General features: G+C 67.4%; 24 protein-coding genes. 16 read left to right on the top strand and 8 right to left on the bottom strand.

The window, feature by feature from the left end; translation table 11 throughout:
- Positions 1–6: 6 nt before the first annotated feature.
- Positions 7–1287, bottom strand: coding sequence for a hydroxyacid-oxoacid transhydrogenase (locus WC815_06740; protein MFA5908453.1), 1281 nt, complete (start codon positions 1285–1287; stop codon positions 7–9).
- A 48-nt stretch (positions 1288–1335) separates the two neighbouring features.
- Here WC815_06740 and WC815_06735 point away from each other — a divergent pair, with 48 nt between their 5' ends.
- Together WC815_06735 and WC815_06730 are read left to right on the top strand one after the other, a co-directional pair.
- Positions 1336–2187, top strand: coding sequence for an SCO family protein (locus tag WC815_06735; protein MFA5908452.1), 852 nt, complete (start codon positions 1336–1338; stop codon positions 2185–2187).
- Positions 2156–2815 (top strand): hypothetical protein, encoded by a 660-nt coding sequence (locus WC815_06730; GenBank protein MFA5908451.1) that lies wholly within the window; start codon positions 2156–2158, stop codon positions 2813–2815. The genes WC815_06735 and WC815_06730 overlap by 32 nt, the downstream gene beginning before the upstream one ends.
- Here WC815_06730 and WC815_06725 read toward each other — a convergent pair.
- Complete coding sequence (locus WC815_06725) at positions 2812–3114, bottom strand: hypothetical protein (GenBank protein MFA5908450.1); 303 nt, start codon at positions 3112–3114, stop codon at positions 2812–2814. The two genes, WC815_06730 and WC815_06725, sit on opposite strands and share 4 nt — an antisense overlap.
- A gap of 29 nt (positions 3115–3143) precedes the next feature.
- Here WC815_06725 and WC815_06720 point away from each other — a divergent pair, with 29 nt between their 5' ends.
- From WC815_06720 to WC815_06685, 8 genes are all read left to right on the top strand, one after another.
- Positions 3144–3884, top strand: coding sequence for an endonuclease/exonuclease/phosphatase family protein (locus WC815_06720; GenBank protein MFA5908449.1), 741 nt, complete (start codon positions 3144–3146; stop codon positions 3882–3884).
- A 73-nt stretch (positions 3885–3957) separates the two neighbouring features.
- Complete coding sequence (locus WC815_06715; GenBank protein ID MFA5908448.1) at positions 3958–4833, top strand: SPFH domain-containing protein; 876 nt, start codon at positions 3958–3960, stop codon at positions 4831–4833.
- 5 nt (positions 4834–4838) lie between these two features.
- Positions 4839–5021: a DNA-binding protein gene (locus WC815_06710; GenBank protein ID MFA5908447.1), complete on the top strand. Its 183-nt coding sequence runs from the start codon at positions 4839–4841 to the stop codon at positions 5019–5021.
- 187 nt (positions 5022–5208) lie between these two features.
- Positions 5209–6429, top strand: a complete 1221-nt coding sequence (locus WC815_06705) for an efflux RND transporter periplasmic adaptor subunit (GenBank protein MFA5908446.1) — start codon at positions 5209–5211, stop codon at positions 6427–6429.
- Positions 6430–6475: 46 nt separating this feature from the next.
- The gene (locus tag WC815_06700; GenBank protein MFA5908445.1) at positions 6476–7162 is read left to right on the top strand and encodes an ABC transporter ATP-binding protein; all 687 of its coding nucleotides are present in this window, start codon (positions 6476–6478) and stop codon (positions 7160–7162) included.
- The gene (locus WC815_06695; GenBank protein ID MFA5908444.1) at positions 7159–8307 is read left to right on the top strand and encodes an FtsX-like permease family protein; all 1149 of its coding nucleotides are present in this window, start codon (positions 7159–7161) and stop codon (positions 8305–8307) included. Before WC815_06700 ends, WC815_06695 begins: the two co-directional genes overlap by 4 nt.
- A 1-nt stretch (position 8308) precedes the next feature.
- Complete coding sequence (locus tag WC815_06690; protein MFA5908443.1) at positions 8309–9499, top strand: ABC transporter permease; 1191 nt, start codon at positions 8309–8311, stop codon at positions 9497–9499.
- 64 nt (positions 9500–9563) lie between these two features.
- A complete protein-coding gene (locus WC815_06685; protein ID MFA5908442.1) occupies positions 9564–10223 on the top strand; it encodes a hypothetical protein in 660 nt (219 codons plus the stop codon).
- 91 nt (positions 10224–10314) lie between these two features.
- Here the strand turns inward: WC815_06685 and WC815_06680 are convergent, their stop codons facing one another.
- Both WC815_06680 and WC815_06675 read right to left on the bottom strand, forming a co-directional pair.
- Positions 10315–10539: a hypothetical protein gene (locus WC815_06680; protein MFA5908441.1), complete on the bottom strand. Its 225-nt coding sequence runs from the start codon at positions 10537–10539 to the stop codon at positions 10315–10317.
- A gap of 53 nt (positions 10540–10592) precedes the next feature.
- Positions 10593–11255 carry a TlpA disulfide reductase family protein gene (locus tag WC815_06675; GenBank protein ID MFA5908440.1) on the bottom strand — a complete coding sequence of 221 codons (663 nt, stop codon included), beginning with the start codon at positions 11253–11255 and terminating at the stop codon, positions 10593–10595.
- A 358-nt stretch (positions 11256–11613) separates the two neighbouring features.
- Between WC815_06675 and WC815_06670 the strand changes: the two genes are divergently transcribed.
- Positions 11614–14706 (top strand): hypothetical protein, encoded by a 3093-nt coding sequence (locus WC815_06670; GenBank protein MFA5908439.1) that lies wholly within the window; start codon positions 11614–11616, stop codon positions 14704–14706.
- Complete coding sequence (locus WC815_06665; GenBank protein MFA5908438.1) at positions 14700–15182, top strand: hotdog domain-containing protein; 483 nt, start codon at positions 14700–14702, stop codon at positions 15180–15182. Before WC815_06670 ends, WC815_06665 begins: the two co-directional genes overlap by 7 nt.
- 39 nt (positions 15183–15221) lie before the next feature.
- Here the strand turns inward: WC815_06665 and WC815_06660 are convergent, their stop codons facing one another.
- The 3 genes from WC815_06660 to WC815_06650 form a co-directional block, all read right to left on the bottom strand.
- On the bottom strand, positions 15222–16733 hold the full coding sequence (locus WC815_06660) for an aspartyl protease family protein (protein ID MFA5908437.1): 1512 nt from the start codon (positions 16731–16733) through the stop codon (positions 15222–15224).
- A 132-nt stretch (positions 16734–16865) separates the two neighbouring features.
- Positions 16866–17126 (bottom strand): ferredoxin family protein, encoded by a 261-nt coding sequence (locus tag WC815_06655; protein MFA5908436.1) that lies wholly within the window; start codon positions 17124–17126, stop codon positions 16866–16868.
- 44 nt (positions 17127–17170) lie between these two features.
- Positions 17171–17935 carry a helix-turn-helix domain-containing protein gene (locus WC815_06650; GenBank protein MFA5908435.1) on the bottom strand — a complete coding sequence of 255 codons (765 nt, stop codon included), beginning with the start codon at positions 17933–17935 and terminating at the stop codon, positions 17171–17173.
- A gap of 73 nt (positions 17936–18008) precedes the next feature.
- On the opposite strand from WC815_06650, the gene WC815_06645 reads away from it, so the two are divergent.
- A complete protein-coding gene (locus WC815_06645) occupies positions 18009–20159 on the top strand; it encodes a protein kinase (protein ID MFA5908434.1) in 2151 nt (716 codons plus the stop codon).
- Positions 20160–20170: 11 nt separating this feature from the next.
- Here WC815_06645 and WC815_06640 read toward each other — a convergent pair whose 3' ends face one another.
- The gene (locus WC815_06640; GenBank protein ID MFA5908433.1) at positions 20171–20893 is read right to left on the bottom strand and encodes a hypothetical protein; all 723 of its coding nucleotides are present in this window, start codon (positions 20891–20893) and stop codon (positions 20171–20173) included.
- A 101-nt stretch (positions 20894–20994) separates the two neighbouring features.
- Here WC815_06640 and WC815_06635 point away from each other — a divergent pair, with 101 nt between their 5' ends.
- The 3 genes from WC815_06635 (at position 20995) to WC815_06625 (ending at position 24700) form a co-directional block, all read left to right on the top strand.
- Positions 20995–22164, top strand: coding sequence for a hypothetical protein (locus WC815_06635; GenBank protein ID MFA5908432.1), 1170 nt, complete (start codon positions 20995–20997; stop codon positions 22162–22164).
- A gap of 179 nt (positions 22165–22343) precedes the next feature.
- Positions 22344–22958, top strand: coding sequence for a carboxypeptidase regulatory-like domain-containing protein (locus WC815_06630; protein ID MFA5908431.1), 615 nt, complete (start codon positions 22344–22346; stop codon positions 22956–22958).
- Complete coding sequence (locus tag WC815_06625) at positions 22958–24700, top strand: ATP-binding protein (protein MFA5908430.1); 1743 nt, start codon at positions 22958–22960, stop codon at positions 24698–24700. The genes WC815_06630 and WC815_06625 overlap by 1 nt, the downstream gene beginning before the upstream one ends.
- The last annotated feature ends 9 nt before the right edge of the window (positions 24701–24709 follow it).

Here is a 24709-nt window from a genome sequence, read left to right as displayed (position 1 = left end):
GGTACGCTACCACGCGACCATCGCGTCTTCGAAGAGCCGGCTCAACTCCTCGGGGCCGGCCGGGCGCGGCGACAGCTTCGTGACGCGGTGTTGCGGCAGCGTGCCGGCGACGAGGTCCGGGATGTCCGAGGTGGTGTAGCCGAGCGCCGCCAGCCCGTTCGGCGTCTTCAGCCGCTGCATGAACCACGTGATGCGATCGGCAAGAATGCGCCCCGCATCGTCCGCCTTCGCCCGCGAGACATCGACGCCCAGCGCCTCGGCGGCTTGCAGGTGGCGGGCCGGCGTGGAGGGCGCGGTAAAGCGAAACACCGCGGGGGCGTTGAGGATCACCGAGAAGCCGTGCGGCACCAGCGGATGATCCGCGGCGTAGCCGGCGGCGTGGTAGCTCTTGACGCGGCCCGACACCGGGTACGACATGCCGTGCGGCAGGTGCACGCCGGCGTTGCCAAACCCCACGCCGGCGTACGACGCCGCCAGCAGCATGTTGGCCCGCGCTTCGTCATCCGACGGGTCCTCGACCGCCCGGACGATGAACTCCGAGACCATGCGCAGGGCCTGCAGCGACCAGATATCGCTGATCGGATTCGACCCTTGGTACGCGGGCCGCAGCGCCGGCCGCTCGGGCAGCGGCCGGCCGGTGAACGGCAACGCCGTGAACGACTCGATGGCGTGGCTGAGGATGTCGAGGCCCGTTGACGCCGCCACCTCCGGCGGCATCGTCCTGGTGTTGTCCGGATCGAGCAGGCCCAGCGTGGGCTTCAACCGGCGGCTCGCGATGCCGGTCTTGGCGTGCATGCGGCTGAGGTCGAAAATGGTGACGCCGGTGGTTTCGCTGCCCGTGCCCGCGGTGGTGGGGATCGCGATCAGCGGCTTCAACGGCCCCGGCACCGGGAGGCCCTTGCCGATCGGCGGATTCACGTAGTCGAGAAAGTCGGCGGGCGGATACGTCGTGTAGAGGTTGACCGCCTTCGCGGTGTCGATCGTGGATCCGCCGCCCACGGCGACAATGGCGTCGAACGGCTGCCGCCGGGCGAAGGCAATCGCGTCCAGGAACGACTCGTCGCTCGGTTCGATGCGGACCCGGTCGTAGAGCACGAATGGAATGCGATTGGCGTCGAGCGACTCCAACACCGTTCGCACCGGGGCCAGGACGCGCAGGACCGGGTCGGTGATCACGAGCACGTTGGTGACGCCCAGTTCGGCAAGGTCCGCGCCCACCTCGCGCGTGACACCGGCGCCGAACCGGACGGCCGACGCCGCCATCTCGAATGCAAAGTCGTTGGCCATGAAACGAACGGGAGACTATCACTTAAGATGGTCGGGATGCATCGATGGGTGTCCGTCCTCCTCGCCGGCCTGGTGGCCGCGGCCGGCTGCAGCCGCGCCCCGGAAGTGCGCAGCTATCAACTGCAGGGGCAGGTCCTCGCCGTCAAGCCCGAGACCAACGAGATCCTGGTCAAGCACGGCGATATCGCCGGCTTCATGCCGGCGATGACCATGCCGTACACAGTCAAGGATCCCGCGCTGCTGAAGGACCGCGTGCCGGGCGACCTGATTACCGCCACCCTGCAGGTGGCGCCGGACCTCGCCTGGCTGTCGGCCATCACCAAGACCGGTTCGGCGCCGCTGCCCGACGATGCGCCGACGAAGATCCCTGCGGCCGCCGGGGTGCACCTGCTCGCGGCCGGCGATGAGGTTCCCGGCACGACGCTGGTCGATCAGAATGACCAACCACTGGCGCTGTCGGCGTGGCGCGGCTCGGCGGTGGTCGTCACGTTCATCTACACGCGCTGCCCCCTGCCGCAGTTTTGCCCGCTGATGGACAAGCGCTTCGCGGAGATCCAGTCGCTGGCCGGCGCCGACGCCGCCCTGCGCGGCAAGGTGCGGCTGCTGTCGATCAGCTTCGACCCGGCGACCGATCGGGCGGCGGTCCTGCGCGCGCATGCGGCCAAGGCCGGCGCCGATCCCGCGGTGTGGCGGTTCGCCACGGCACCGGAAGAGATCGTGGATCGCCTGGCGGCCACGTTCGGCGTCAACGTCATCCGCGAGACCGACGGCACCATCACGCACAACCTGCGGACCGCCGTGATCGATCCGCGCGGCCGCATCGTCTCCATCCACGACAGCAACGCGTGGTCGGCGTCCACCATTGTCGATGAACTCAAGGCTGCCGTTCGCGCGCGCTGAACGCGCCCTAATCGCGCGGCTGAACACCCCCGCGAAGGTCCAACGCTGGCTCAACGCGCTGCGCTACAACACCGAGCAGCACGGCGAGACCCTGCGGACCTTTCGCCCGGTCGCGCGCCTGAAGACGGCGCATTGCCTCGAGGCCGCGCTGTTCGCGGCCGTCGTGCTCGAGCAGCACGGCTATCCCCCGCTGGTGATGAGCCTCGAGTCGCAAGACTGGCTCGATCACGTCATCTTCGTCTACCGGCACAACGGGAAATGGGGATCGGTGGCGCGGTCGCGGGACCCGGGACTGCACGGGCGCAAGCCGCAGTTCGCGTCGCCGCGCGCCCTGGCCCGGAGCTACATCGATCCGTACGTGGACTTCACCGGGCGGGTCAAAGGCTTCGGTGTGGCCAACCTGGCGGAGGCGCTGCCCCACTACGACTGGCGGCTGTCGAACAGGAACGTGTGGAAGGTCGAGCAACTGCTGATCGACTGGCCGCACAAGAAGCTGAAGAGCTCGATCCACCGCTATCGGCAGTTGCTGCGCCGCTATCGCGCCTACCGGAAGGCGAACGACGACCGCAAGCCGATCTACTACCGCGGCCGGGAAAAGTGGAAACCCATTCCAGACGCCTTCCGCTAGTCCAGATCGAAGCCGCGAAGTGGCTTCGTGGCGGGCTCCTTCTTCGCTTCTTTCAACGCCTCTTCGAAGCGCTTCGAGAGCGCGTCGCCCTTGTTCTTCTCGGCCTCGAAGGATTGGGCAAAAAGGGCGTCGCGCCTGGCGGCCTGCTCGGCGAGGATGCGGTGCGCGTTGTCGAGTTCCGGCCGATTGGGATTCGGCGGCGAATCGTGGCTGACAATGCGGCCGAGGTTGAGATCCACGGTCAGGACCGCTCCGCAGCACGGGCAGGTCAGTTCGCGTTCGCTCTCAAGCTTGGCCATGGCTACAGCTTACAACTAGGATGGACGTGATGACAGACGACGAGCCCAAGCGGACGCGGACGGTGCGTGTGGCCACCTACAACATCCACCGCGGCCGCGGGCTCGACGGGCGGACCCGCCTCGAGCGCATCGCCGGCGTGCTCGCCGGCATTGACGCCGACATCATCGCGCTCCAGGAAGTGGTGGGCGCGAGCCCGCTGAAGGCGGGACAGGCGGCGGAACTGGGTGCGGCGCTGGGCATGGGCTGGGTGATGGCGCCGACGCGCCACCTGCGGACGGCGCTCTTCGGCAACGTCGTGCTCACCCGCTTCCCTGTGCGCCATCACGTGCAGTACGACCTGACGTGGAAGACCTGCGAGCATCGCGGCGTCCAGCGCGTGGACGTCGCCCTCGAAGACGACACGCTGCACTTCTACAACGTGCACCTCGGCACATCGCTGATGGAGCGCCGGGCTCAGGCGGCGCGGCTCGCGACGCTGGTCCACGACCGCCGGGTGATGGGCCCGAAGATCGTGCTCGGCGACTTCAACGAGTGGGCGCGCGGCATCGCCAAAGACGTGCTGGCCGAGCGGCTCCAGAGCATCGACCTCAGCAAACACCTCAGCCGCCGGCGCACCTATCCGGGCTTCTTCCCCATCCTTCACCTCGACCACATCTACTACGAAGGTAAGGTGGACGTGCTCAAGGTCACCCTGCCGAGGGATCGACTGGCGCTGATGGCGTCGGATCACCTGCCCCTGGTCGCCGACCTCAGCATCGGTTTCGACTGAAAACGGCCCATTTTCTGCCTACTTGACAACTGATATCTATGTGATATCAAATTGCAATCGTCAAGGAGGACCCGTGTCCATCATTCGCGAACGCGCTCACAACGGCCTGCCCGGTCTGCCCGTGCTCTTCGTCCTGATCCTGGCCGACGCCGGCCTGATCTGGATGCTCGCCATGAACATCCGCTCCGAGTCGGCACCCGAGATTGTCGCTGCCGCCGTCGGTCTGGCCCTGGTCACCTTCATGTCGGCCGGCCTGTTCATGGTCAACCCGAACGAAGGCAAGGTGCTGCAGCTCTTCGGCGCCTATAAAGGCACCGCCAAGGAGCAGGGCCTGCGCTGGGCCAACCCGTTCCTCGCCAAGAAGAAGGTCTCGCTGCGCGTGCGCAACTTCGAGAGCTCGCACTTGAAGGTGAACGACATCGACGGCAACCCCATCGAGATCGCAGCCGTCGTCGTGTGGAAGGTGTTCGAGACCGCGGAAGCGGTCTTCGAAGTGGACGACTACGAGCACTTCGTGAAGGTGCAGAGCGAAGCGGCGCTGCGCAACCTGGCGACCAGTTATTCCTACGACGCGCACGACGATGCGCAGGTGTCGCTGCGCGGGCATACCGGCGCGGTGGCGGATCATCTCAAGCGCGAGATTGGCGACCGGCTCGTCAAGGCCGGCGTGGAAGTGATCGAGGCGCGCATCAGCCACCTGGCCTACGCCCCGGAGATCGCCGCGGCCATGCTGCAGCGCCAGCAGGCGGGCGCCATCATCGCCGCGCGGCAGAAGATCGTGGAAGGCGCCGTCGGCATGGTGGAAATGGCGCTCGACATGCTATCGAAGAAGTCGATCATCCAGCTGGACGAGGATCGCAAGGCGGCGATGGTCAGCAACCTGCTGGTCGTGCTGTGCGGCGATCGCAACACGCAGCCGGTGATCAACACGGGCACCATCTATCAGTAAGAACCGTGGCTGAACGGAAAGCGTTTCTCCTTCGTGTCGACCCTGCCCTGCTGGAAGCCGTCCAGCGCTGGGCGAACGACGATCTGCGGAGCCTCAACGGGCAGATCGAGTTCCTCCTGCGCCGCGCGGTCCAGCAGGCAGGCCGCATCAAGGAGCCGGGCGAAGAGCCCGACCCGCCGAAGGGCTGATCCAGCCGCTCGACCCCCCAAACCGCCCGCACGTCCGTTTCCGGCGAACGCGCACCGGTTTTTGCGCGTCTTTACCTATTGTTCGCAAATGATTTGAATTTCGCCTTTTGTTCGCATAGCATCGAGCGTTCCAGGCTTGTCGATCCGCGTGCGACCCGTTCGACGTGTTTTCAAGGGACCCGAATCCGTGGCTGATCCAATCGACGACTTGTCTGCCTTGCGCATCGAGCGCGAGCCCCTGAACACGACCGGCGGCGGCTGGGTGAAATGGGTCGTGCTGTTGCTGGTGCTGGGCGCCGCCGGTGGCGGCGCCTGGTACTGGCTCACCCGCGAGCGGCCCATCGAAGTGGAAGTGGTCGCCGTGACGGAACGGGCGGCCGGCACGCAGGCATCGGTGCTGAACGCGTCGGGCTACGTCACCGCCCGGCGGCGCGCCACGGTCTCGTCGAAGGTCACCGGCAAGGTGATCGAGGTCAACGTCGAGGAAGGCATGGCCGTGCGCGAGGGCCAGGTACTCGCCCGCCTGGACGATTCGACGCTGCGCGCCTCGATCGCGCTCGCCCGCGCGCAGTTGGAGGCGGCGCGACAGGCGGTTCCCGAAATCGACGTGCGGCTCGCCGAGGCGCGGGTCAACCTGCGCCGGCAGGATCAACTCATGAAGGACGGCCTGACCACGCCGTCGGCCATCGACCAGGCGCAGGCCGAGGTCAACTCCCTGATCGCGCGCCTGGCGTCGATGCGCGAGCAGATCAACGTCGCCCACAGCCAGGTGGCCCTGCAGCAGACCGCGATCGACGACATGGTGATCCGCGCGCCGTTCAGCGGCGTTGCCATCTCGAAGGATGCGCAACCGGGCGAGATGGTCTCGCCGGTGTCGGCCGGCGGCGGCTTCACGCGCACCGGCATCAGCACCATAGTTGACATGCGGTCGCTCGAGATCGAGGTAGACGTCAACGAGAGCTACATCAACCGCGTCAGTGCGGGCCAGCCGGTGTCGGCGGTGCTCGACGCTTATCCCGACTGGCAGATCCCGGCGAAGGTGATCGCGGTGGTGCCCACGGCGGATCGGCAGAAGGCGACGGTGCTGGTCCGCATTGGCTTCAACGCGCTCGACCCGCGCATCCTGCCCGACATGGGCGTCAAGGTCACGTTCCTCCGCGAGGCCGATGCCGCGGCGCCGGTGGCGCAGGCCATGACGCTGGTGCCCAAGGGCGCGGTGAAGGCCGACAACGGCGCCAGCTACGTGTATCTGGTGCAGCAAGACACAGTCGAGCGGCGCGCCATCAAGACCGGCGGCACCGACGGCGACCGCCTCGAAGTGACGGCCGGCCTCAAGGGCGGCGACCGCGTCGTGGTGTCACCGCCGGCGGAGCTCGCCGAGGGCGTCAAGATCATCGTCAAACGGTAGTGCCAGAAGGCCGGCACTTCAGTGCCGGCCGTGAGGGAGCAGCGTCATGGATTCACTCGTCACAGTCAGCGGCGTGCACAAGTACTTCACACGGGGAAGCGAACGCATCGACGTGCTGAAGGGCGTGAACCTCGAGATTCCGAAGGGCGACTTCCTCGCGCTGATGGGACCGTCAGGCTCGGGCAAGACGTCGCTGCTCAACCTCATGGGCGGGCTCGACCAGCCGTCGGCCGGCACGATCGAGGTCGGCGGCACCAACATCGCCGCGCTGTCGGGGGGCATGCTCTCGAAATGGCGGGCCAACAACATCGGCTTCGTCTTCCAGTTGTACAACCTGCTGCCGGTGCTGACCGCGGAACGCAACGTCGACCTGCCGCTGCTGCTGACCAGGCTGTCGAAGGCCGAGCGCAAGAAGCGGGTGGACATCGCGCTCAAGGTGGTGGGCCTCACCGATCGCGCCAAGCACTATCCGCGTCAGCTGTCGGGCGGCCAGGAACAGCGCGTCGGCATTGCCCGGGCCATTGTCACCGACCCGACGTTGCTGCTCGCCGACGAGCCGACCGGCGACCTCGACCGCAAGTCCGGCGATGAAATTCTGGACCTGCTGCAGGCGCTCAACCGCGACCACGGCAAGACCATCGTGATGGTCACCCACGACCCGCGGGCCGCCGAGCGCGCCAAGCGCACGCTGCACCTCGAGAAGGGCGTGCTGATGGAAGGAGTGCACGCATGAAGTTCCTGCCGCTCCTCTGGAGCAGCCTGTGGCGGAAGAAGATCCGCACCATCTTCACGCTGCTCTCGATCTTCGTGGCCTTCCTGCTGTTCGGCCTGCTGATGACCATCCGGACGGCCTTCACGTTCGGCGTCGACATCGCCGGGCTCGATCGGCTGGTGTTGATCCACAAGGTCAGCCTGATCATGCCGCTGCCGGTCTCGTACCTCGACCGCCTGAAGGCGACGGAGGGCGTGACGCTGGCGACGCACCAGTCGTGGTTCGGCGGCGTCTACCAGGACCCGGCCAACTTCTTCGCGCAGATGGTCGTCGAGCCGGAACCGTTCATGCAGATGTATCCGGAATTCACGATCTCGCCGGAACACCGGGCGGCGTGGCTCGCCGACCGCCAGGGCGCCATTGTCGGCATCGATCTGGCGAAGCGCTTCGGGTGGAAGGTGGGCGACCGCATTCCCATCCTGGGCACGATCTGGCAGCCGAAGGAAGGCCAGATCTGGGAGTTCAACATCGCCGGGACCTACGACGGCGGGCCCGGCGTGGACAAGACGCAGTTCTTCTTCCGCTACGACTACCTCGACGAGAACCGCCGCGGCGGCGAAGGCCTCGTCGGCTGGTACGTGGTCAGGATTGACGACGCCGGCAAGGCGCAGCAGATGGCGTCGACGTTCGACTCGATGTTCGCCAACTCGTCGGCCGAAACCAAGACCACCACCGAGAAGGGCTTCGTGGAAGGCTTCGCCAAGCAGGTCGGCGACATCGGCAGCATCATGATCGCGATCACGATCGCGGTGCTCTTCACCATGATCCTGGTGGCCGCCAACACCATGGCGCAGTCGGTGCGCGAGCGGACCAGCGAGGTCGGCGTGCTCAAGACGCTCGGCTTCTCCAATGCCTCGATCCTGGTGCTGGTGCTGGGTGAATCCCTGCTGATCGCGGTGCTCGGCGGCGGGCTCGGATTGCTGGCGTCGTGGCTGTTCGTGCAGCAGGGCGACCCGACCAACGGCATGCTGCCGGTGTTCATCCTGCCGGCGCGCGACCTCGTGACGGGGGCCGCGCTCATTCTCGTGCTCGGCGTGCTCGCCGGTCTGCTGCCGGCGGTGAATGCCATGCAACTGAAGATCACCGACGCCTTGAGGAGGGCCTGACGTGTTCAACTGGATCAGCCAGACCATCGCCGTCACCGCCCTCAACCTCCGCACCGTCCCGCAGCGCCTCGGCTCGTCCGGGGTCGCCATTGTCGGCATTGCCGGCGTGGTGGTGGTGCTGGTGTCGGTGCTGTCGATCGCCGCGGGCTTCACGGCGGCCATGCAGGGCTCCGGATCGCCGACGCGCGCGCTGGTGATGCGCAGCGGCGCCGACAGCGAGATGACCAGCGGCCTGTCGGGCCCCGAAGTGGACATCATCAAGCAGGCGCCCGGCCTGCGGCGCGACGGCCAGACGGCGATCGCCTCGGCCGAGCTCTACGTGATCATCGACTTCCCCAAGAAGTCCACGAACACCTCGGCGAACGTGCCGATGCGCGGCGTCGACCGCACCGCGCTGCAGGTGCGCAACGAGGTGTCGATCATCGAAGGACGCATGCTGGAGTTCGGCACCAACGAGGTGGTGGTCGGCCGCGGCGCCAGCGGCCAGTTCGCCGGCCTCACCGTGGGCAACACGCTGCAGTCGGGACAGAACACCTGGAAGGTAGTCGGCGTGTTCGAGGCCGGCGGCGGCGTCAGCGAAACGGAAGTGTGGTGCGATGCGCGCGTGCTGCAGGGCGCCTATCGCCGCGGCAACAGCTACCAGGTGGTGCTGGCGCAGCTCGACTCGAGCGACAGCTTCAACACCTTCCGCGACTGGCTGACCGCCAACCCGCAGGTCAACGTGCAAGTGCGGCGGGAGGCGGACTACTACGCGCAGCAGTCGCGCGCCCTCAGCAGCCTGATCCAGGGCGTCGGCTTCGGCATTGCGGCGCTGATGGGCATCGGCGCCGTGTTCGGCGCCATCCTGACGATGTACACGGCGGTGTCCACGCGCTCGAGGGAAATCGCGACGCTGCGCGCGCTCGGCTTCAACACCACCTCGGTGGTGGTCTCCGTGCTCGCCGAGTCACTGGCACTGGCGGCGATCGGCGGCGTCATTGGCGGCGTGGGCGCCTACCTGGCGTTCAACGGCTACCAGACCTCGACCATGAACTTCTCCACCTTCAGCCAGGTGGCATTTGCCTTCCAGGTAACACCCCGGTTGCTGGTTATGGGTCTGGTCTATGCCCTGGCCATGGGGTTGATCGGCGGCCTGTTCCCCGCCGTGCGCGCGGCGCGCCTGCCAATTCCCACCGCATTACGCGAGTTGTAGGTCAATTCCGGGCGTCGTCTTGATGAGGCGGCGCCCGGGTCCGCTTCTTGCAGTCTCATGCGGCATGAGACTGCAGCACCTCGGCCTGATCGGCGCGCTGACCCTTGCGATGCTCCCCTCGCCCGCGCAAGCGCAGCCTGAATTCATCAAGGACAACGTCACCAAGCTGGTCCGCAAGATCGGCGTGCACGCCAACGTCAGCGTGCGCGAACCGCTCGACAGCGACGTCACCAAGGGGACGACGTTCGGCGGGTCGATTGGGCTCAGTCCCGGTCGCACCAACGGCTGGCGCTACCCATTTGCGTTCACGACGTTCAGCGAGGACCTGCACGCGCCGGGCGGGGAGGAGTTTGCGACCTTCAAGTCGCGAGCCATCTTGGCCGGCATCGGTTACGGATGGCATTTTGGCAGGTTGAGCACCGGCCTCTCGTTGCAGGCCGGCTGGGGGTTCAATCACGGCACCTTGATCGGCAACCCGGCGCGCGCGTTTGGCTCGGCGGACGGACCGTCGTCAATCCACGTCCAGAACGCACCGCTGCTGCGGCCGCAGCTGAAGTTCGAGTACTTCCTGACGCCCAAGTTCACGCTGCGGACCTCAGCGGACTACATGTTCCTGAGGCCGTCGATTTCGGTGGTGACGCCGGATGGGGCGCAGGCAGACCGCTGGCACACCAGCAACTTCCACGCGAATTTTGGGATTGGGTTCTACCCGTTCCGGAAGTGACAGATGTCCGCCTAAAGGCGGACGCCACATTGCCTGAAGGCGGGCGCCAGAATAGCGGACGCCACAATGTAGCGTCCGGCTTTAGCCGGACCTAGCTCTCTTCTTCGAACTCTTCTTCGCCCGGAGGGCCGAGGCGCGTGGACGGGCGCAGGGCCTCGCGGTAGTCGTACAACGGGAGGCCCGACACGTGGCGCGGATTCATGCAGCCGGTGGACTTCGTCTCGAGCATGACGAGCACCGGGCTGCCGGCGGAGCCGTCACGAAACCCGAGCTGGCACCCGCAAGCGAGACGAGCGTGCGCGAATCCCTTCAACATGATGCGGTGATCATACTACCGACGCGGACAAACCAAAAGGTCTGTCCCCACCGCTACATCAACGCGACAATTTCTTTTTCAAACACCGACTTGGGCGCAATGCCCAGGTGCTTGCGGCAGACCAGGCCGTCCTTGCTGATGAGGAACGACGCGGGGATGCCCCAGATCGGCCCGTAGGCGTCCTGCACGTCTTCACGCCCTTCGCCCAGCAGGATGGGATAGTTCATCTTGTATTCGGCGGCGAACGCCTTGGCCTTGTCGGCGGGATCGTCAACCGAGAACCCGACAATCACGAGGTTGTCCTTGTACTTTTCCTGCAGCTCGACGAAGCCCGGAATTTCCGCCTTGCAGGGGCCGCACCACGTCGCCCAGAAGTTCAACAGCACCACCTTCCCCTTGTAGGACGCGAGCGACACGGGCTGGCCCTCGAGGTCCTTCAGGGTGAAGTCGAAATTTGCCGGCTTGGCGTTGGCCATGCACGCATCGGTGCCGGCCGACGCGGTGGTGTCGTGCGACGCCGCCGGGGTCACGTCGCTGGCCAGTGTGGCGGCCGGCTCCGACGCCGCGCCCTGTTGCCACACGAACGGGATGCTGATCGCCAGGAGGGCCACTGCCGTGGCGCCGATCGCCACGAGCCGCATCTTGGACGCAGGGGCGGTGGTGGCCGCCGGAGCAACGTCCTGGGAACTGTCGGTCGAGCCGTCGTGCTGATCCATCTGGCTATCTTGCCTCATTCTGGAGGTAGGACGCCACGTGAGCCAGCCCGGCCTTGGTACCCGCGCCGACACGAGCATGTAGGTACGATCGCCCCTTGTCGGCCGTCGGCCAGAAAACATGGAGAATCCGGGCAGACTTTGGAGAAAACTCCCGGGTGAGCCCGTTTATTCCCGGCGGGCGCGTGAGGACGGAGTGAACCCCGTCCCTGGATCGTCGCGTCCCAAGTATAGGACGAAGGACGACGGCTCGCTTCTTGCTCTGCGGAACGCGGGCCCCGCCGTCGCCAAGGCTACGGCGTGGCAAGCCGTTGATTGCGGCCTTCGTCAGAGGATCGGTAAGATGCACCAAGGAGAGACTATGCGCACCCCGCAGCGGAAAGCCTTGACGCCCTTGGCCCTGGCCCTATGTTCCATCCTGGCCGTCGCCACCGTGGCGGAGGCGCAAACCGGCTATGTCCCGTACTTCGGGAAGAACCAGATCCGCTACGACAAGTTCGACTGGCACACCTACCAGACCGAGCATTTCGAGATCTACTACTACCCCGAGATCGAGCCGCACCTGGAGCGCATTGCCGGCTACGCCGAAAGCGCGTATCAGCACGTCAGCTCCGAGCTGAAGCACGACCTCTCGATGAAGCTGCCGCTGATCCTGTTCTCGACGGCCAGCGAGTTCTGGCAGCAGAACGTGATTCCGGGCGCGGCGCAGGAAGGCGTCGGCGCCTTCGCCGAACCGGGCCGCTACCGCATGGTGATGCCGATCGACGAGCCGCCCGATCTGCTCTACCGCCTGATCGTCCACGAGCTCACCCACCAGTTCCAGTTCGACATCATTCCCACCGGCCTGATTCGCCGCAACATGCCGCTGTGGACCATGGAGGGCATGTCGGACTACATGACCGGCTACTGGCGTCCGCTCGACATCATGACCGTGCGCGACGCGGCGGTATCGGACATCGTTCCGAAGATGAGCGAGATGCAGGACTACGGCGGGTTCAGCAACCCGCGCCTCATCTACAACCTCGGTCACGCCGCCTTCGAGTTCATGGAATCGAAGTGGGGCAAGGAAGGCGTGCGCGCTTACGTCTTCGCCCTGCGCCGCTCGGTGATCGGCGGCAGCGACGACGCCTACCAGGAAGCGTTCCAGATTACGCCCGAGGAATGGGACCAGCAGTTCGACCGCTACCTGAAGGAGCGCTTCAAGCCGTTCCGCGACAAGGAACGGCCGGCCGACTACGGCCGTGACCTCGCGCCGGATCCGCGCAAGGGCAAGTTCTCGAACGTGCTGTCGATCGAGCCGTCGCCGTCGGGCGACCTGATCGCCGGCATGACCGGTAACGGCCGCGATCGCGAGTACGACATCGTGCTGATTTCCGCCAAGGACGGCGCGGTGATCCGCAACCTCACCGGCGGCTTCGACCAGAGCATGGGCTTCGAGTACCTGGCCACGCCCGGCGGGCGCTGGAACTCGGTGCCGTGGATGTCGTGGTCCCCGTCGGGCGATCGGATCGCCTACTTCGTGCGCACCGAGAAGGACCGCTCGCTGATCGTGCAGAACGTGGTGTCGCGCAAGATCGAAGTGCGCGTGCCGCTCACCACGATTGACGCGCCCGAGTCGCCGGACTTCTCGCCCGACGGCAAGCTGATCGTGTTCTCCGGCATGCGCGACAGCCAGGCCGATATCTTCACGATCAACCTCGACACCAGGGAGATCGTCAACCTCACGAAAGACCCGTTTGCCAACTACGCGCCGACCTGGGCGCCCGACGGCCGGTCGCTGGTCTACCTCGTGCGGGTGAGCGGCAACGAGAAACTCTTCCGCATGGACGCCAGCGGCGCCAACAAGGTCCAGCTGACCTTCGGCACGCACGACGAGAGCGGCGCCCAGTTCCTCGACGCCAACACGCTGGTCTTCGCCTCGACGGCGGTGAACCCGGCCGAGCCGATCGAGCCGGACGTGGCCAAGAACGGCCAGATCTACAACCTGTGGACGCTCGACCTCAAGACCAACGAGTTGAAGCAGTACACGGACGCGCTGGCCGGCAACCTGTCGCCGGTGGTGCTGCGCGACGGCGCCAACAACAAGCTGGCGTTTGTCACTTACTTCAAGGGTGAATACGGCCTGCACATCCTCGAACGCAAGGACGAGATCACGAAGGTGGCGACCGCCGACTTCGGTTCGCCCGGCCCGATCGTGGACTTTCAGGCGCCGCTCAGCCACACGCTGGTGGCCGACAACAAGAAGAAAAAGGGCAAGTTCGAGAAGCTGTTTCTCGAAGGCCGGCCGCCGGTCAGCCTGGGCGTGACCAGCGGCGGCGACGTGTTCGGCGGCACGCAGGTGGTGTTCACGGACGTGCTCGGCGACCAGCAGTTCAACCTGTTCGTGTCGTCGGTGTCGCAGTACCGCACCATGCAGTTCACCTGGGTGAACATGGAGCGGCGGCTGCAGTGGGCGGTGCAGGGCTTCAACACCACGCAGTTCTACTACGGGCAGCTCGAAGGCGTCTTCTACGACCCGGCCTTCAGCGGCCTGATCGATCGGGACCTGGCCACCGCGACCCGCACCATGCAGGGCGGCACCATGTTCGCGATCTACCCCTTCAACCGCTACCGCCGCGTCGAGCTGTTCGGCGGGTTCAGCCGCTACCAGGAGCGCTACAACGACCCGAACCTCGAGGCCTACTCGAACCAGTACCAGCAGCAGCAGTTCGGCCGCTCGCTCTTCAACAACGGCAACATGGTGCCGGTCGGCGCGGCGTTCGTACAGGAAACGACGATCTTCCGCGAGTTCGGGCCGCTGTCGGGCAGCACCATGCGCCTGTCCTACGAAATCGCGCCGAAGATCGGCAACTCGCTGTCGCGCCAGACCCTCGACGGCGACGCCCGCAAGTACTTCCGCCTGGGCGCCACCGGCCTGCTCGCCTTGCGGGCGCGCGGCTTCAAGAGCTGGGGCAGCAACCCCGACTACACCTACTTCGGCGGCAACTCGGAACTGCGCGGCTACGAGTACCTGCAGTTTGTCGGGCAGAACGCGTTCTTCACCAACGCCGAGCTCCGCTTCCCGCTGATTGAAGCCATGGCGACGCCGATCGGCGTACTGGGCGGCGTGCGTGCCACCCTGTTCGCCGGCCTCGGCGGCGCCAGCTTCGGCGACACGCCCTTCAAGGTGTTCAGCCGCGAGACCACGACCGAACGGCCGGTGGTGGACTACGACGATAACGACCTGCCGATCTACGGCGCGCCGGTCACCATCTCCGGCAACCGCCTGATCGACGCGCGGGCCTCGTACGGCATCAGCCTGGCGACCTTCGCACTCGGCTTCCCCGTCCACTTCGACTGGTCGTGGAAGACCCTGATGAACCAGCAATGGGAAGACGTGGTCTTTGCGCAGCAGGGCGGCAGTGAAGCCTTCCGCAAGGTCAAGTTCTCACTCTGGATTGGTTACGATTGGTAAAGCCAAAGCGCTGGCAGGACTCGACGGCTGAAACCGTCCAGGTCGTCCTGCCCAACGACTCCAACCCGCTCGGGTTCATCCTGGGCGGGACGGTGATGCACCTGATCGACATCACCGGGGCGATTGCCTGCCACCGGCACACCAACACGCTCGCCTTGACGGCGGGCGTGGACGGCCTCGAGTTCATCCACCCCATTAAGGTCGGTGACCTGATCCTGCTCAAGTCGCGCGTCACCTGCGCGTTCAGCACGTCGCTCGAAGTGGAAGTGGAGGTCTTCTCGGAGGAGATTGAGACCGGCACGCGTAAGCTGACCAGCCGCGCCTACCTGACGTTCGTGTCGATCGACAAGAACGGCAAGGCGCAGAAGGTGCCGCCGCTGCTGGCGGAAACGCCGGACGACGAGGAACGGGTCCGGCAGGCGCACGAGCGGCGCGCCGACCGGCTCCGCCGGAAAACCGAACGCGGCACCCCGTAAGAAGCGGCACCCCATGAAGGGGTGCCCGACGAGAGCCGGTTAGTTCATCGCCTTGGTCATGCGCAGCTCGCTCCGGTCCAGATCGAGCGAGACGCGATACGGGCTGAGGAACTTGTGGCCGACGATGCCGCCCACCTGGAAGCCGAGCAGCACGCTCGGCGCCCGCAGGTTCAGCACCACCACCGCAAAGTTATTGAAGGCGATGTCCTGGAACTTCAGGTTCACGCCCGGCATCAGGAACGCCTCGCGGTCCCACCCCGACGTGCCATACACGCGCAGCGCAATCTTGCGCGGCATCGCCTGGTTGATCTCGTCGGCAGTCGCCGTGCTGATGGAAATCACCTCGCCGCCGGTGTCCACCACGAAGTAGGTGGGGCGGGTCTGGTTGATCATGCCGCGCACCATCGACAGGCGATGGTGGCGCATGGGCAGCGTGAACTCCGACCGTTCGTCGGGCAGGTGGCGGCCCAGCGACAGCTTGTGGGTCGCGTAGTCGATGGTCGTCGACAGCCCGAGGCCGAGCGGCGAGAAACTCTCGGTCTCCCGCTTGGGAATGCCGCGCAGCGCCGGCGCCTTGATCAGCGCGGGCACGTTGCTCAGCTTGAGCGTGCCGATCTCCAGCGTATCGAGCCGGCCCAGCTGCAGGCCGCGCAGGCCCACTTCGCCGACGCCGGCGCTCAGCGTGTAGGTGATGGGACGCACGCCGCCGCTGGAGGCGGTCTGGCGGGAAATGGTCGTCAGTTCGGAGCCGGTGTCGAGCACGAAGTCCTGCAGGCGTCCGCCGTTGACCTTGGCCTTGACGATCACCTTTTCGTCCACGATCCGGAAGTCCACGGTGTGCAGGCCCGCGGCCGCGGTCTCGTCCATGGCGATGGGTTCGCGCTCGCCGAACGAGCGCAGGAAGCGAATCTGCGATCGCGACCACGACGCCTTGTCGCTGCGATCCTTGTTGGGGAGCAGGTTGACGTAGTTGCCGTAGGCGGCCGCCGCCTGCTCGTAGCGCCGCATGCGCTCGAAGATGGCGCCGACGGTGTGATGCACTTCTTCGTCGCGGGGCGCCAGCCTGAGGGCGGCCTGCGCTTCGTTGAGCGCTTCGTCCAGCTTGTTCTGCGAGGCCAGCGCCCGGGCCAGGCCGTGATGGCCGCGCGACAGTTCCGGGGACAGCGCCAGCGCGTCCTTGAATTCCTCGTGCGCCTCGTCGAAGAGGCCGGCCGACCACATCGCGTCGGCGTGGACGGTCAGGACCTCGGGGTCGGTGGGCGCCTGCTGCTTGAGGGTTTGCGCTTCTTTCTGCGCGTCGAGAAACTCGCCGAGCCGCAGCGAGGACTTGACCACGCCGATCCGCGCCTGCAGGGCGATCGACTTGCTGTCGGCGCCCACCGCCTTGCGGAACGCCTCGAGCGCCTCACGATAGCGCGTCTCTTCGAACAGCAGCGTGCCCAGCTGAAACTGGAGTACGGCATCGTCTCCGGGCGCGCGCCCCTGAACACCCGAAACCAGCGCCGCGAGCACCGCCGCGGCCACCCACGCCATGCGAGGTCGAATCGGCATAGACCCTCTTCCACAGCATCGCTTGTCGGCAGGCGACGCGGCAAAATCACGAGATCACAAGATGCTCACCCCGGGGGCGCAACCGGGGAGTCAGAGCCCGATTCTAAATGCAAATCCCGGCCGGGCCGCCCTTTATTTCTGGAAGTGCTTGGCGTTGATCTCGATGTAGGTCTTCCACTTTTCCGGCACCTCGTCCAGGGCGAAAATCGCCTCGACTGGGCAGGCCGGGACGCACGCGCCGCAATCGATGCACTCGTCGGGGTGAATGTAGAGCTGGGTCTCGGCCTCGAAATCGCCCTCGTCCTTGCGCGGGTGGATGCAGTCCACCGGACACACGTCAACGCAGGCCGAGTCCTTCGTGCCGATGCAGGGTTCCGTGATGATGTAAGCCATTTCTGATCCTTGTAGGTGAAGAGTGCTGAGTTAAGAGTTGAGAACTACGCGGTGCTCTCCAGCGCGCTGGGGGGCACGTGGCCGAGTCGCATCGAGATGCGGCGCGCCAGGTCCCAGGCGCCGCGGTGGTGTTCGGTCAGAATGGGCCGGTCGTCGGCGCCGTGGCCGAAAACGCCCACGCGGGCGACTTCATGTCCGGTGTAGTCCCTCACCGGCGCGCAGGTGCAGAACAGCCGCTGCAGGGCGTCGGGCTCCATCGGCGGCGGTCCCATGCGCACGACCGTCGCTTCGGGCCGGGTCAGTTCGGCGGATGCCGCGAGCCGCAGGCAACTGAGCCGGCGCGTCGCCTGCCGCGGTGAAAAGTAGATGGCGCAGTGCCCCGGCATCTCTTTGCCGTACACGGTGCGCATGGCCACTTCGTCCGGGCCCGTGCTCCACACGTACGTCACTTCCCCGCTGGCGGGAATGGCGATGAACCCGCGATACGGCGTGCGCAGCACGTACTCCCGCATGATCGGGTAGGCGTGCAGCCGCAGTTCCGACTGTCCGAGCGACCGAAAGCTCAGGTCGAGCATTTTCAGCGTGAGCCCGTAGCGCTGGGTCTCGTCATCCTGGCGCACGTAGCCGCGACGCTTCAGGACGCCAAGCAGGCGATGCACGGTGGATGCGGGCTGGCGGAGGGCACGAGCGAGGTCCGAGAGGTTCATGCCGCGCGGCACGCCGCTCAACACTTCGCAGACTTCGAGCGCCTTGTCGATGGAGGTGAGGGCGCCGGCCGACCGAGGGGATGGCTCTGGAGTTGATTCCACTATGCGGAACGACGTTTCAGATAATTGACTGTACCGCTCACCCCCTTCCCTGTCAAGGCGTTACAGGCATACGATGAACGTCCGCATCGTGCCGAATTCCCTGATTGGCCAGACCCTCGGGCACTACCGCATCGTGGACCAGCTTGGCGCTGGTGGCATGGGCGTCGTGTACCGCGCACAGGACCTCAAGCTTGGCCGCCAGGTGGCGCTCAAGGTGCTGCCGGCCGCAAGCAGCGACAACGAAGAGGCCATCGAGCGCTTCAAGCGAGAGGCGCGCACCGCCTCATCGCTGAACCACCCGAACATCTGCACGATCTACGGCTTCGACGAACACGAAGGCCAGCTCTATCTCGTCATGGAGCTGCTGGACGGCGAGCCGCTCGATCACCGCCTGTCGGGCAAGCCGCTCGACCTGCGGCTGATGCTCGACATCGCCACGCAGGTCGCCGACGCGCTCGACGCGGCGCACACCGAAGGCATCCTGCACCGCGACGTGAAGCCGGCCAACATCTTCATCACGCGGCGGGGCTCGGTGAAGGTGCTCGACTTCGGCCTCGCCAAGCTGTCGCCCGAATATCGCCGCTCGGCGCGGCGCCTCGACGCCGCCAACGAAACGCGCGTGCCCGAACACTTCACGAGCGTTGCCGGCACCACGGTCGGCACCATCGCCTACATGTCGCCGGAACAGGCGCGCGGTGATGACGTGGATCCGCGGACCGACCTCTTCTCGTTCGGCGTCGTGCTGTACGAGATGGCCACCGGGAAGCAGAGCTTCCCCGGCCACACCACCGCGGTGGTGTTCGACGGCATCCTCAATCGCGACCCGGCGCCGCCAAGCACGCTCAACGCCTCGGTGCCCGGCGAGCTCGATCGCATTGTCTCAAAGGCGCTCGAAAAGGACCGGTCGCTGCGCTACCAGACCGCCGCCGACCTCGGCGCCGATCTCAAGCGGCTGCGCCGCGATTCCGGCTCGCGGCAGATCACGGTGTCGGCGGCCGTCGCGTCGAGCAATCCGGATGCGCCGACCGTCGTGCTCCCGTCGGGGACGACGCAAGTCGCCTCGGGATCCGGCGCGCCGCCGGTGATCCCATCCGCCGCCGGCATGGCCCCGGCCTCCGCATCGGTCCCGCCGGCGGCGTTGCAGTCGGGCGTGAGCAAGCCCTGGGTCTTCGGCGCCGGCATGGGCGTGGTCATCATCGCGGCCATTGCCGCCGGCCTCGGCGCGTATTTCGCCAGCCGCAGCGGCGTCGCGACCGAAACTACGCAGCAAGCGGCCGCACCGGCGCCCGATGCCTCGTCCGCGGCGGGCACACCCGCCGCTCCGCCACCGGCAACGCCAGCGGCCGCGGCGCCTGATCCCTCCGCCAAGGCGCCGGCTCCGGCCAGTGGGACTGCGGCGAAGCCGGCCGGTCCCGCGGCATCAACCGCCAAACCGGCGGCCAAGCCGGCGACGGCGGCCACGGCACCCGCGCCGGCCGCCTCTCGCGACGCCGAGGCCATGCAGCGGCTGGAAGTGGCCCGCGCCAAGGCCGCCAACAACCTGAACGACCAGGCGCTCGCCGACCTCAAGCAGATCATCGTGGACTATCCCGGCTCACGCGCCGGCGCCGAGGCCTCGCTGCTGGCGGCGGAGCTCCACGAGAAGACCGGCCGCCTCGACGATGCGATGGCGGCGTTGGTGGAGTTCGAGAGCCGCTTCGCCGGGGACCGGCGGGCCGCCGACAGCAAGCTGCGCCGATCGCAAATGCTCAGCCGCCAGCGCCAGCCTCGCGCGCAGATCCAGTCGCGCGAGCTGCTCGCGGAAGTCGCGCGCGACTTTCCCGGAACCCCGCAAGCCAACCTGGCGCTGCAGACGAAGTTGCGGATCGAGACCGAGCGGAAGGATCTGCGCGAGATCGATCCGGTCATCAAGATCGAGGTGCCGGCGGTCATGGTGACGCTGCGAACCGTGATCGAGCAGTTTCCGGATACGCCGCAGTCGATGGCGGCGCGCAACCGGCTGGCCGCGATGCTCGGCGGCATGAACCGGCACCAGGATGCCGCGCACGTGCTCGAGGACCTGGCCGCGCACTTCCCCGACAATCCGATGGACGTGTGGTTCCGCCTCGGCGAGATCTACGAACGCCGGCTGAACGACCCGGTCAAGGCCAAGGAGACGTATGCGAAGGTGCCGCAAGGCTCGGCGCGCTACGCCGAGGCCCAGCGCCGGCTGAATCGCCGGTAGCCTCCCGCCGCCTACGGGCTGCGGATGTCGATCGTGCCGGTGACGACATCGAGCGAAATCACCGGCTCACCCTTCCCGAGCGTCGCCTCGCCCCACCGCGGGCCCCACGTGTCTTTCATCGTCAGCGGGATGGCCGACGTGATGGTGCCGTTCAGCGCGAGCGCCATGATCCGCGCATCGGCCGGGCGTTCGCTGAGCCGCAGGCGCACCGCGCCGTTGAAGGCGCGGGCCCGCAACAGCCCTCCGGGCAACAGCCGGGCGGCGGTGATTGTGATCGGCCCAATGCCGGTGTCGAGCCGGAGCGTGCCCGATACGTCGGTGGCGTCGATGGGGCCCCGGCGCAGATCGGCGGTGAGGCTGCCGCGGAAGCTGTTGATCGCGATGCGGCCTTCCATCACCCGCACCATGTCGATCAACGCCGCACGGGGCACGCGCAGCACGATGTCCACGCGCAGCGACGGGTCGGTCCCACCGTCGGCCTGCACGGCTCGGATCACCAGGCGTGACGGCCCGTCGTCAATCTCGATCGGCAATCGTGCCTGATGCGCGGGCGTGGGGACCCGCCGTTCGATGGTGATTTCAGCCTCGGGTTTGTCCCAGCCGTCGATGCGCACGGAGCCCACCGTCGCTTCGATGGCGATCGCGCGCCCCTCGGGCAGCGGCACGGTGCGGGTCTGTCGGTCCGTCGTCTCAGCCAGGGCGGCCAGCAGCGGGATCAACAGGGCGAACCACACCCGGGCATTATACTTTCGGGGTGTTGAGAGGCTTGAGGCTTGGGGCTTGGGGCTTGCGGGCCCGGGGCCTCGTGGGCGTCGGCGCCGGTCTGATCGCGATCGTGTTTGCGGAGCCAGCGGCGGCGCAACTGCTGCCCGAGCAACCGCTCTCGATCGCGGGCGGGCGCGTCGTGATCGGCGCGGAAATCACCGGGACGTTTGCACCGGACGATCCCGGCTTCTACAACTACACGAGTTACGAATTCAGCGCGCTCCGCAACTTCCGGCTGGGCGTGTCGGCCGAGCTGCGCGCGAACGACTACGTGCAAGTGCTCGGCGAGGTCCGGCTCGATCAGGGCCATCTCTTCGAAGCATATGGGCTGTTCGTGCGGGTGCGGCCGTGGCCACGGCGGCGCTTCGATCTGCAGGCCGGGCGCATCCCGCCGACCTTCGGCGCCATGACGAGGAGCGCCTACGGCAGCGGCAACATCCTGATCGGCCAGCCGCTGGCGTATCAGTACCTCGCCTCGATCCGGCCCGACGCGTTGCCGTCCAACAGCGACGACCTGCTGCGGATGCGGGGGCGCGGCTGGCTCTCGAACTTCCCGGTCGGCAACGCCGCGGCCGGTCCCGGCCTGCCAATGGTCAACACCAGCCGCTGGGACACGGGGGTGCAGGCCCACGGCGTGTTCAGCCTGTTCGAGTGGACCGGCGCCGTGAGCACGGGCTCGCTGTCGGATCCGCGGGTGCGTGACAACAACAGTGGCCGGCAACTGGCGGGCCGGCTGGTCGCGCGCCCGCACGCGTCGATGGTGCTCGGCGCCTCCGCGTCGAGGGGCGCGTGGCTCAGTCGAACCCTCGAAACGGAAGTGCCCAGCGCCGCGGACGTGCCTCATGCGCGGCAAGTGGCCTTCGGCGGTGATGCCGAGTATTCCGCCGGGCGCGTCCTGGTTCGCGGCGAGGTCATTCGCTCGACGTGGGACATGCCGCGCGTGACCACGCCGGCCATCGGCGATGCGCTGGTCGCCACGTCGGTGCTGGTCGAAGGCCGCTACAAGGTGATGCCGGGGTTCTACCTGGCGGCCCGCGGTGACCGCATCGACTACAGCGAGATCCTCGGGTCGCGCCTTCGCAATACCTGGGATGCCGACACCTGGCGCCTCGAGGCCGGCGCCGGCTACTCGGTGACGCGCAACATCATGCTCAAGGGCGCGTGGCAGCGAAACCGCCGGGACGGCGGCCGCGTCCGCCACGATGACCTGGTCGCCGCGCAGGTGCTCTATTGGTTCTGAGGGCGCGCGACCTTCGGCCGCGCGTGGGGCTCGGGCCTGCGGCCCTCGTAGGGGTCGGCCGCTTTCGCGGCCTCCTGGGGGTCGCGCCTTCAGCGCTCCTGGGGGTGCTCCTCCTTTTCCCCACCCACCCCACGAGCGCCGTGGGCGCGAGCCCAACGAGGGGCGCAGCCCCGAGTCCTATGCCGGCGCAAGCCTCGCCCGCCGGCACCGGCATCCGCGGCCGCCTCGACATCCGGCGCCTGGCACGGCCCGCCGAGCGGCGGCCCGACGTCGCCTCTCCGGGCGCGCCGGGGCCGCGTGATGTCGCCGACCTGCGCCGCGGAGTCGTCTACCTGGAGTCGGCGCCGCGCGCGGCGTTTGACGAGCGCGAGCCGGGCCGGGCGGTGATGGACCAGCGCAACGAGCGCTTCGTGCCCCACGTCCTGGCCGTGATGGTCGGCACCCTCGTGGACTTTCCCAACAACGATCGCACGTACCACAACGTCTTTTCGTTGTCGCGGGCGCGGCGCTTCGACCTGGGCCGCTACGCCGCGGGCAAGTCCAAGGCGGTCCGCATGGACCGCCCCGGCGTGGTCCGCGTCTTCTGCGACATCCACTCGCACATGAACGCGTTCGTGCTGGTCTTCAATCACCCCTTCTTCGACGTGACCGAAGATGACGGCCGCTACGTCCTGCCCGCGGTACCCGCCGGCACCTACTCGGTGGTCGGGTGGTACGAGGGCGAGCCGCGCCTCACGCGCTCGGTCGTGGTGCCGGCCTCCGGATGGGCCGAGGCCGATCTGGTGGTGCCGTGATGCGCGTGCTGGGCTCGATCACCAATCGCATCTTCCTGGCCAGCGCGCTGCTGGCCATGCTGTCGATCGGCGCCGCGGTCTATTTCGTCAGCGCGCGCATGACCAGCCAGACGGAAGCCGAGCTGCAGCGCGACCTCACCGAGGCGGCGACGCTGGTGGACGAGCAACGGCGCACGCAGTTCGAGAATGTCAGCCGCACCGCGCGGCTGATCGCCGACCTTCCCAAGTTCAAGGCCGTGGTCGAAATTGGCGACCGGCCGACGCTGCAACCGATCGCCGCCGACTACCGGCTGCAGGCCGGCGCCGACCTGTTGATGGTCAGCGGTCCCCACGGCGAGCTGCTCGGCCTGGCCGGCGAACCGGCCACGCAGCCCGCCTCGGCGTCGGCGGCCGATCTCAAGCTGGCCCTCGAAGGCAAGGTGACGCCGGCGTTCTGGCAACATCCGAGTGGCGTCCTGGAAGTGGTCAGCGTGCCGGTCACGCTCGGCCTCGAACGCCCGGAGGTGCTCGGGGTGCTGAGCATCGGCTACCTGCTCGACGACCGGCGCGCGGCCCAGTTCAAGGCGCTGACCGGCGCCGACATCGCGTTCGCCATGGGCGGCGCGGTCCGCGCCTCGACCCTGGGGCCGGCATCGCGCGAGGCCCTGGCGGCCCTGCTGGCGGGGTCGCACCCCGGGCGCATCGTGATCGGCACCGAGGAGTACGTGGCGCTCACGCAGCCGCTGGGCCCCGGCGGCGCGCCGCGGGACCCCGCGGCCATCGTGCTGCGCTCGCGCAGCGAGCGCCTGCGGTCGCTCGGCGCCATCCAGGCCGCCCTCGCCGGCATCGCCCTGGGCGCCACGCTGCTCGCCATTGTCGTCAGCTACGGCGTGGCGCGCACCATTTCCCGACCGCTCGCCACCATCACCGATCACATGCGCCAGATCGCGGCGACCGGCGACCTCACCCGCAAGATCCCCACCCGGCGGCAGGGCGGCTGGGATGACGACGATGCGCACATGCTGGCGACGACGTTCAACCTGCTGACGGACTCGATCGTCCGGTTCCAGCGCGAGGCCGGTCAGCGCGAGCGGCTGTCGTCGCTCGGCCGGCTCTCCACCGTCATCGCCCACGAGGTCCGCAATCCGCTGATGATCATCAAGGGCGCGCTGCGCACGCTCGCGCGTGACGGCGCCACGGCCGCCGACGTGCGCGATGCGGCGACCGACATCGACGGCGAGATCGACCGCCTCAACCGGCTGGTCAACGATGTGCTCGACGTGGCGCGGCCGATCCGCTTCGACCCGGCGCCCACCGACGTCAACCGGGTCTGCCGCGACGCGGCGGCCGCCGTCGCCGCCGGCCAGGGCCAGCCGGTCGCCCTCGAGCTCGGCGCCGGCTTGCCGGAACTGGTCACCGACGGTGAACGCCTCCGCACCGTGCTGATCAACCTCCTGGCCAATGCCCAGCATGCCGTGGAAGACACGCCGGGCGCCGCCGTCGGGCTGCTCACGCGCGCCACCGGCGACCGCCGCATCGCCATCACCATCCGTGACAACGGCAAGGGCATCGCCGACGAGGACCTGCCCCGCATCTTCGACCCGTACTTCACGACACGGCGCGCCGGCACCGGCCTCGGCCTGGCCATCGCCAAGAACATCGTTGACGGCCTCGGCGGCGCCATCACCGTCGCGACCCGGGCCGGCGAGGGCACCGAGTTTCGGGTCGAACTCGGCGACGCCCCGGCACGAAGTGAAGGCTGACGCGCGGAC

The organism is Vicinamibacterales bacterium (assembly GCA_041659285.1).
Lineage (GTDB): Bacteria > Acidobacteriota > Vicinamibacteria > Vicinamibacterales > UBA2999 > 12-FULL-67-14b.
This window is presented reverse-complemented; position numbering and strand designations above follow the sequence as displayed.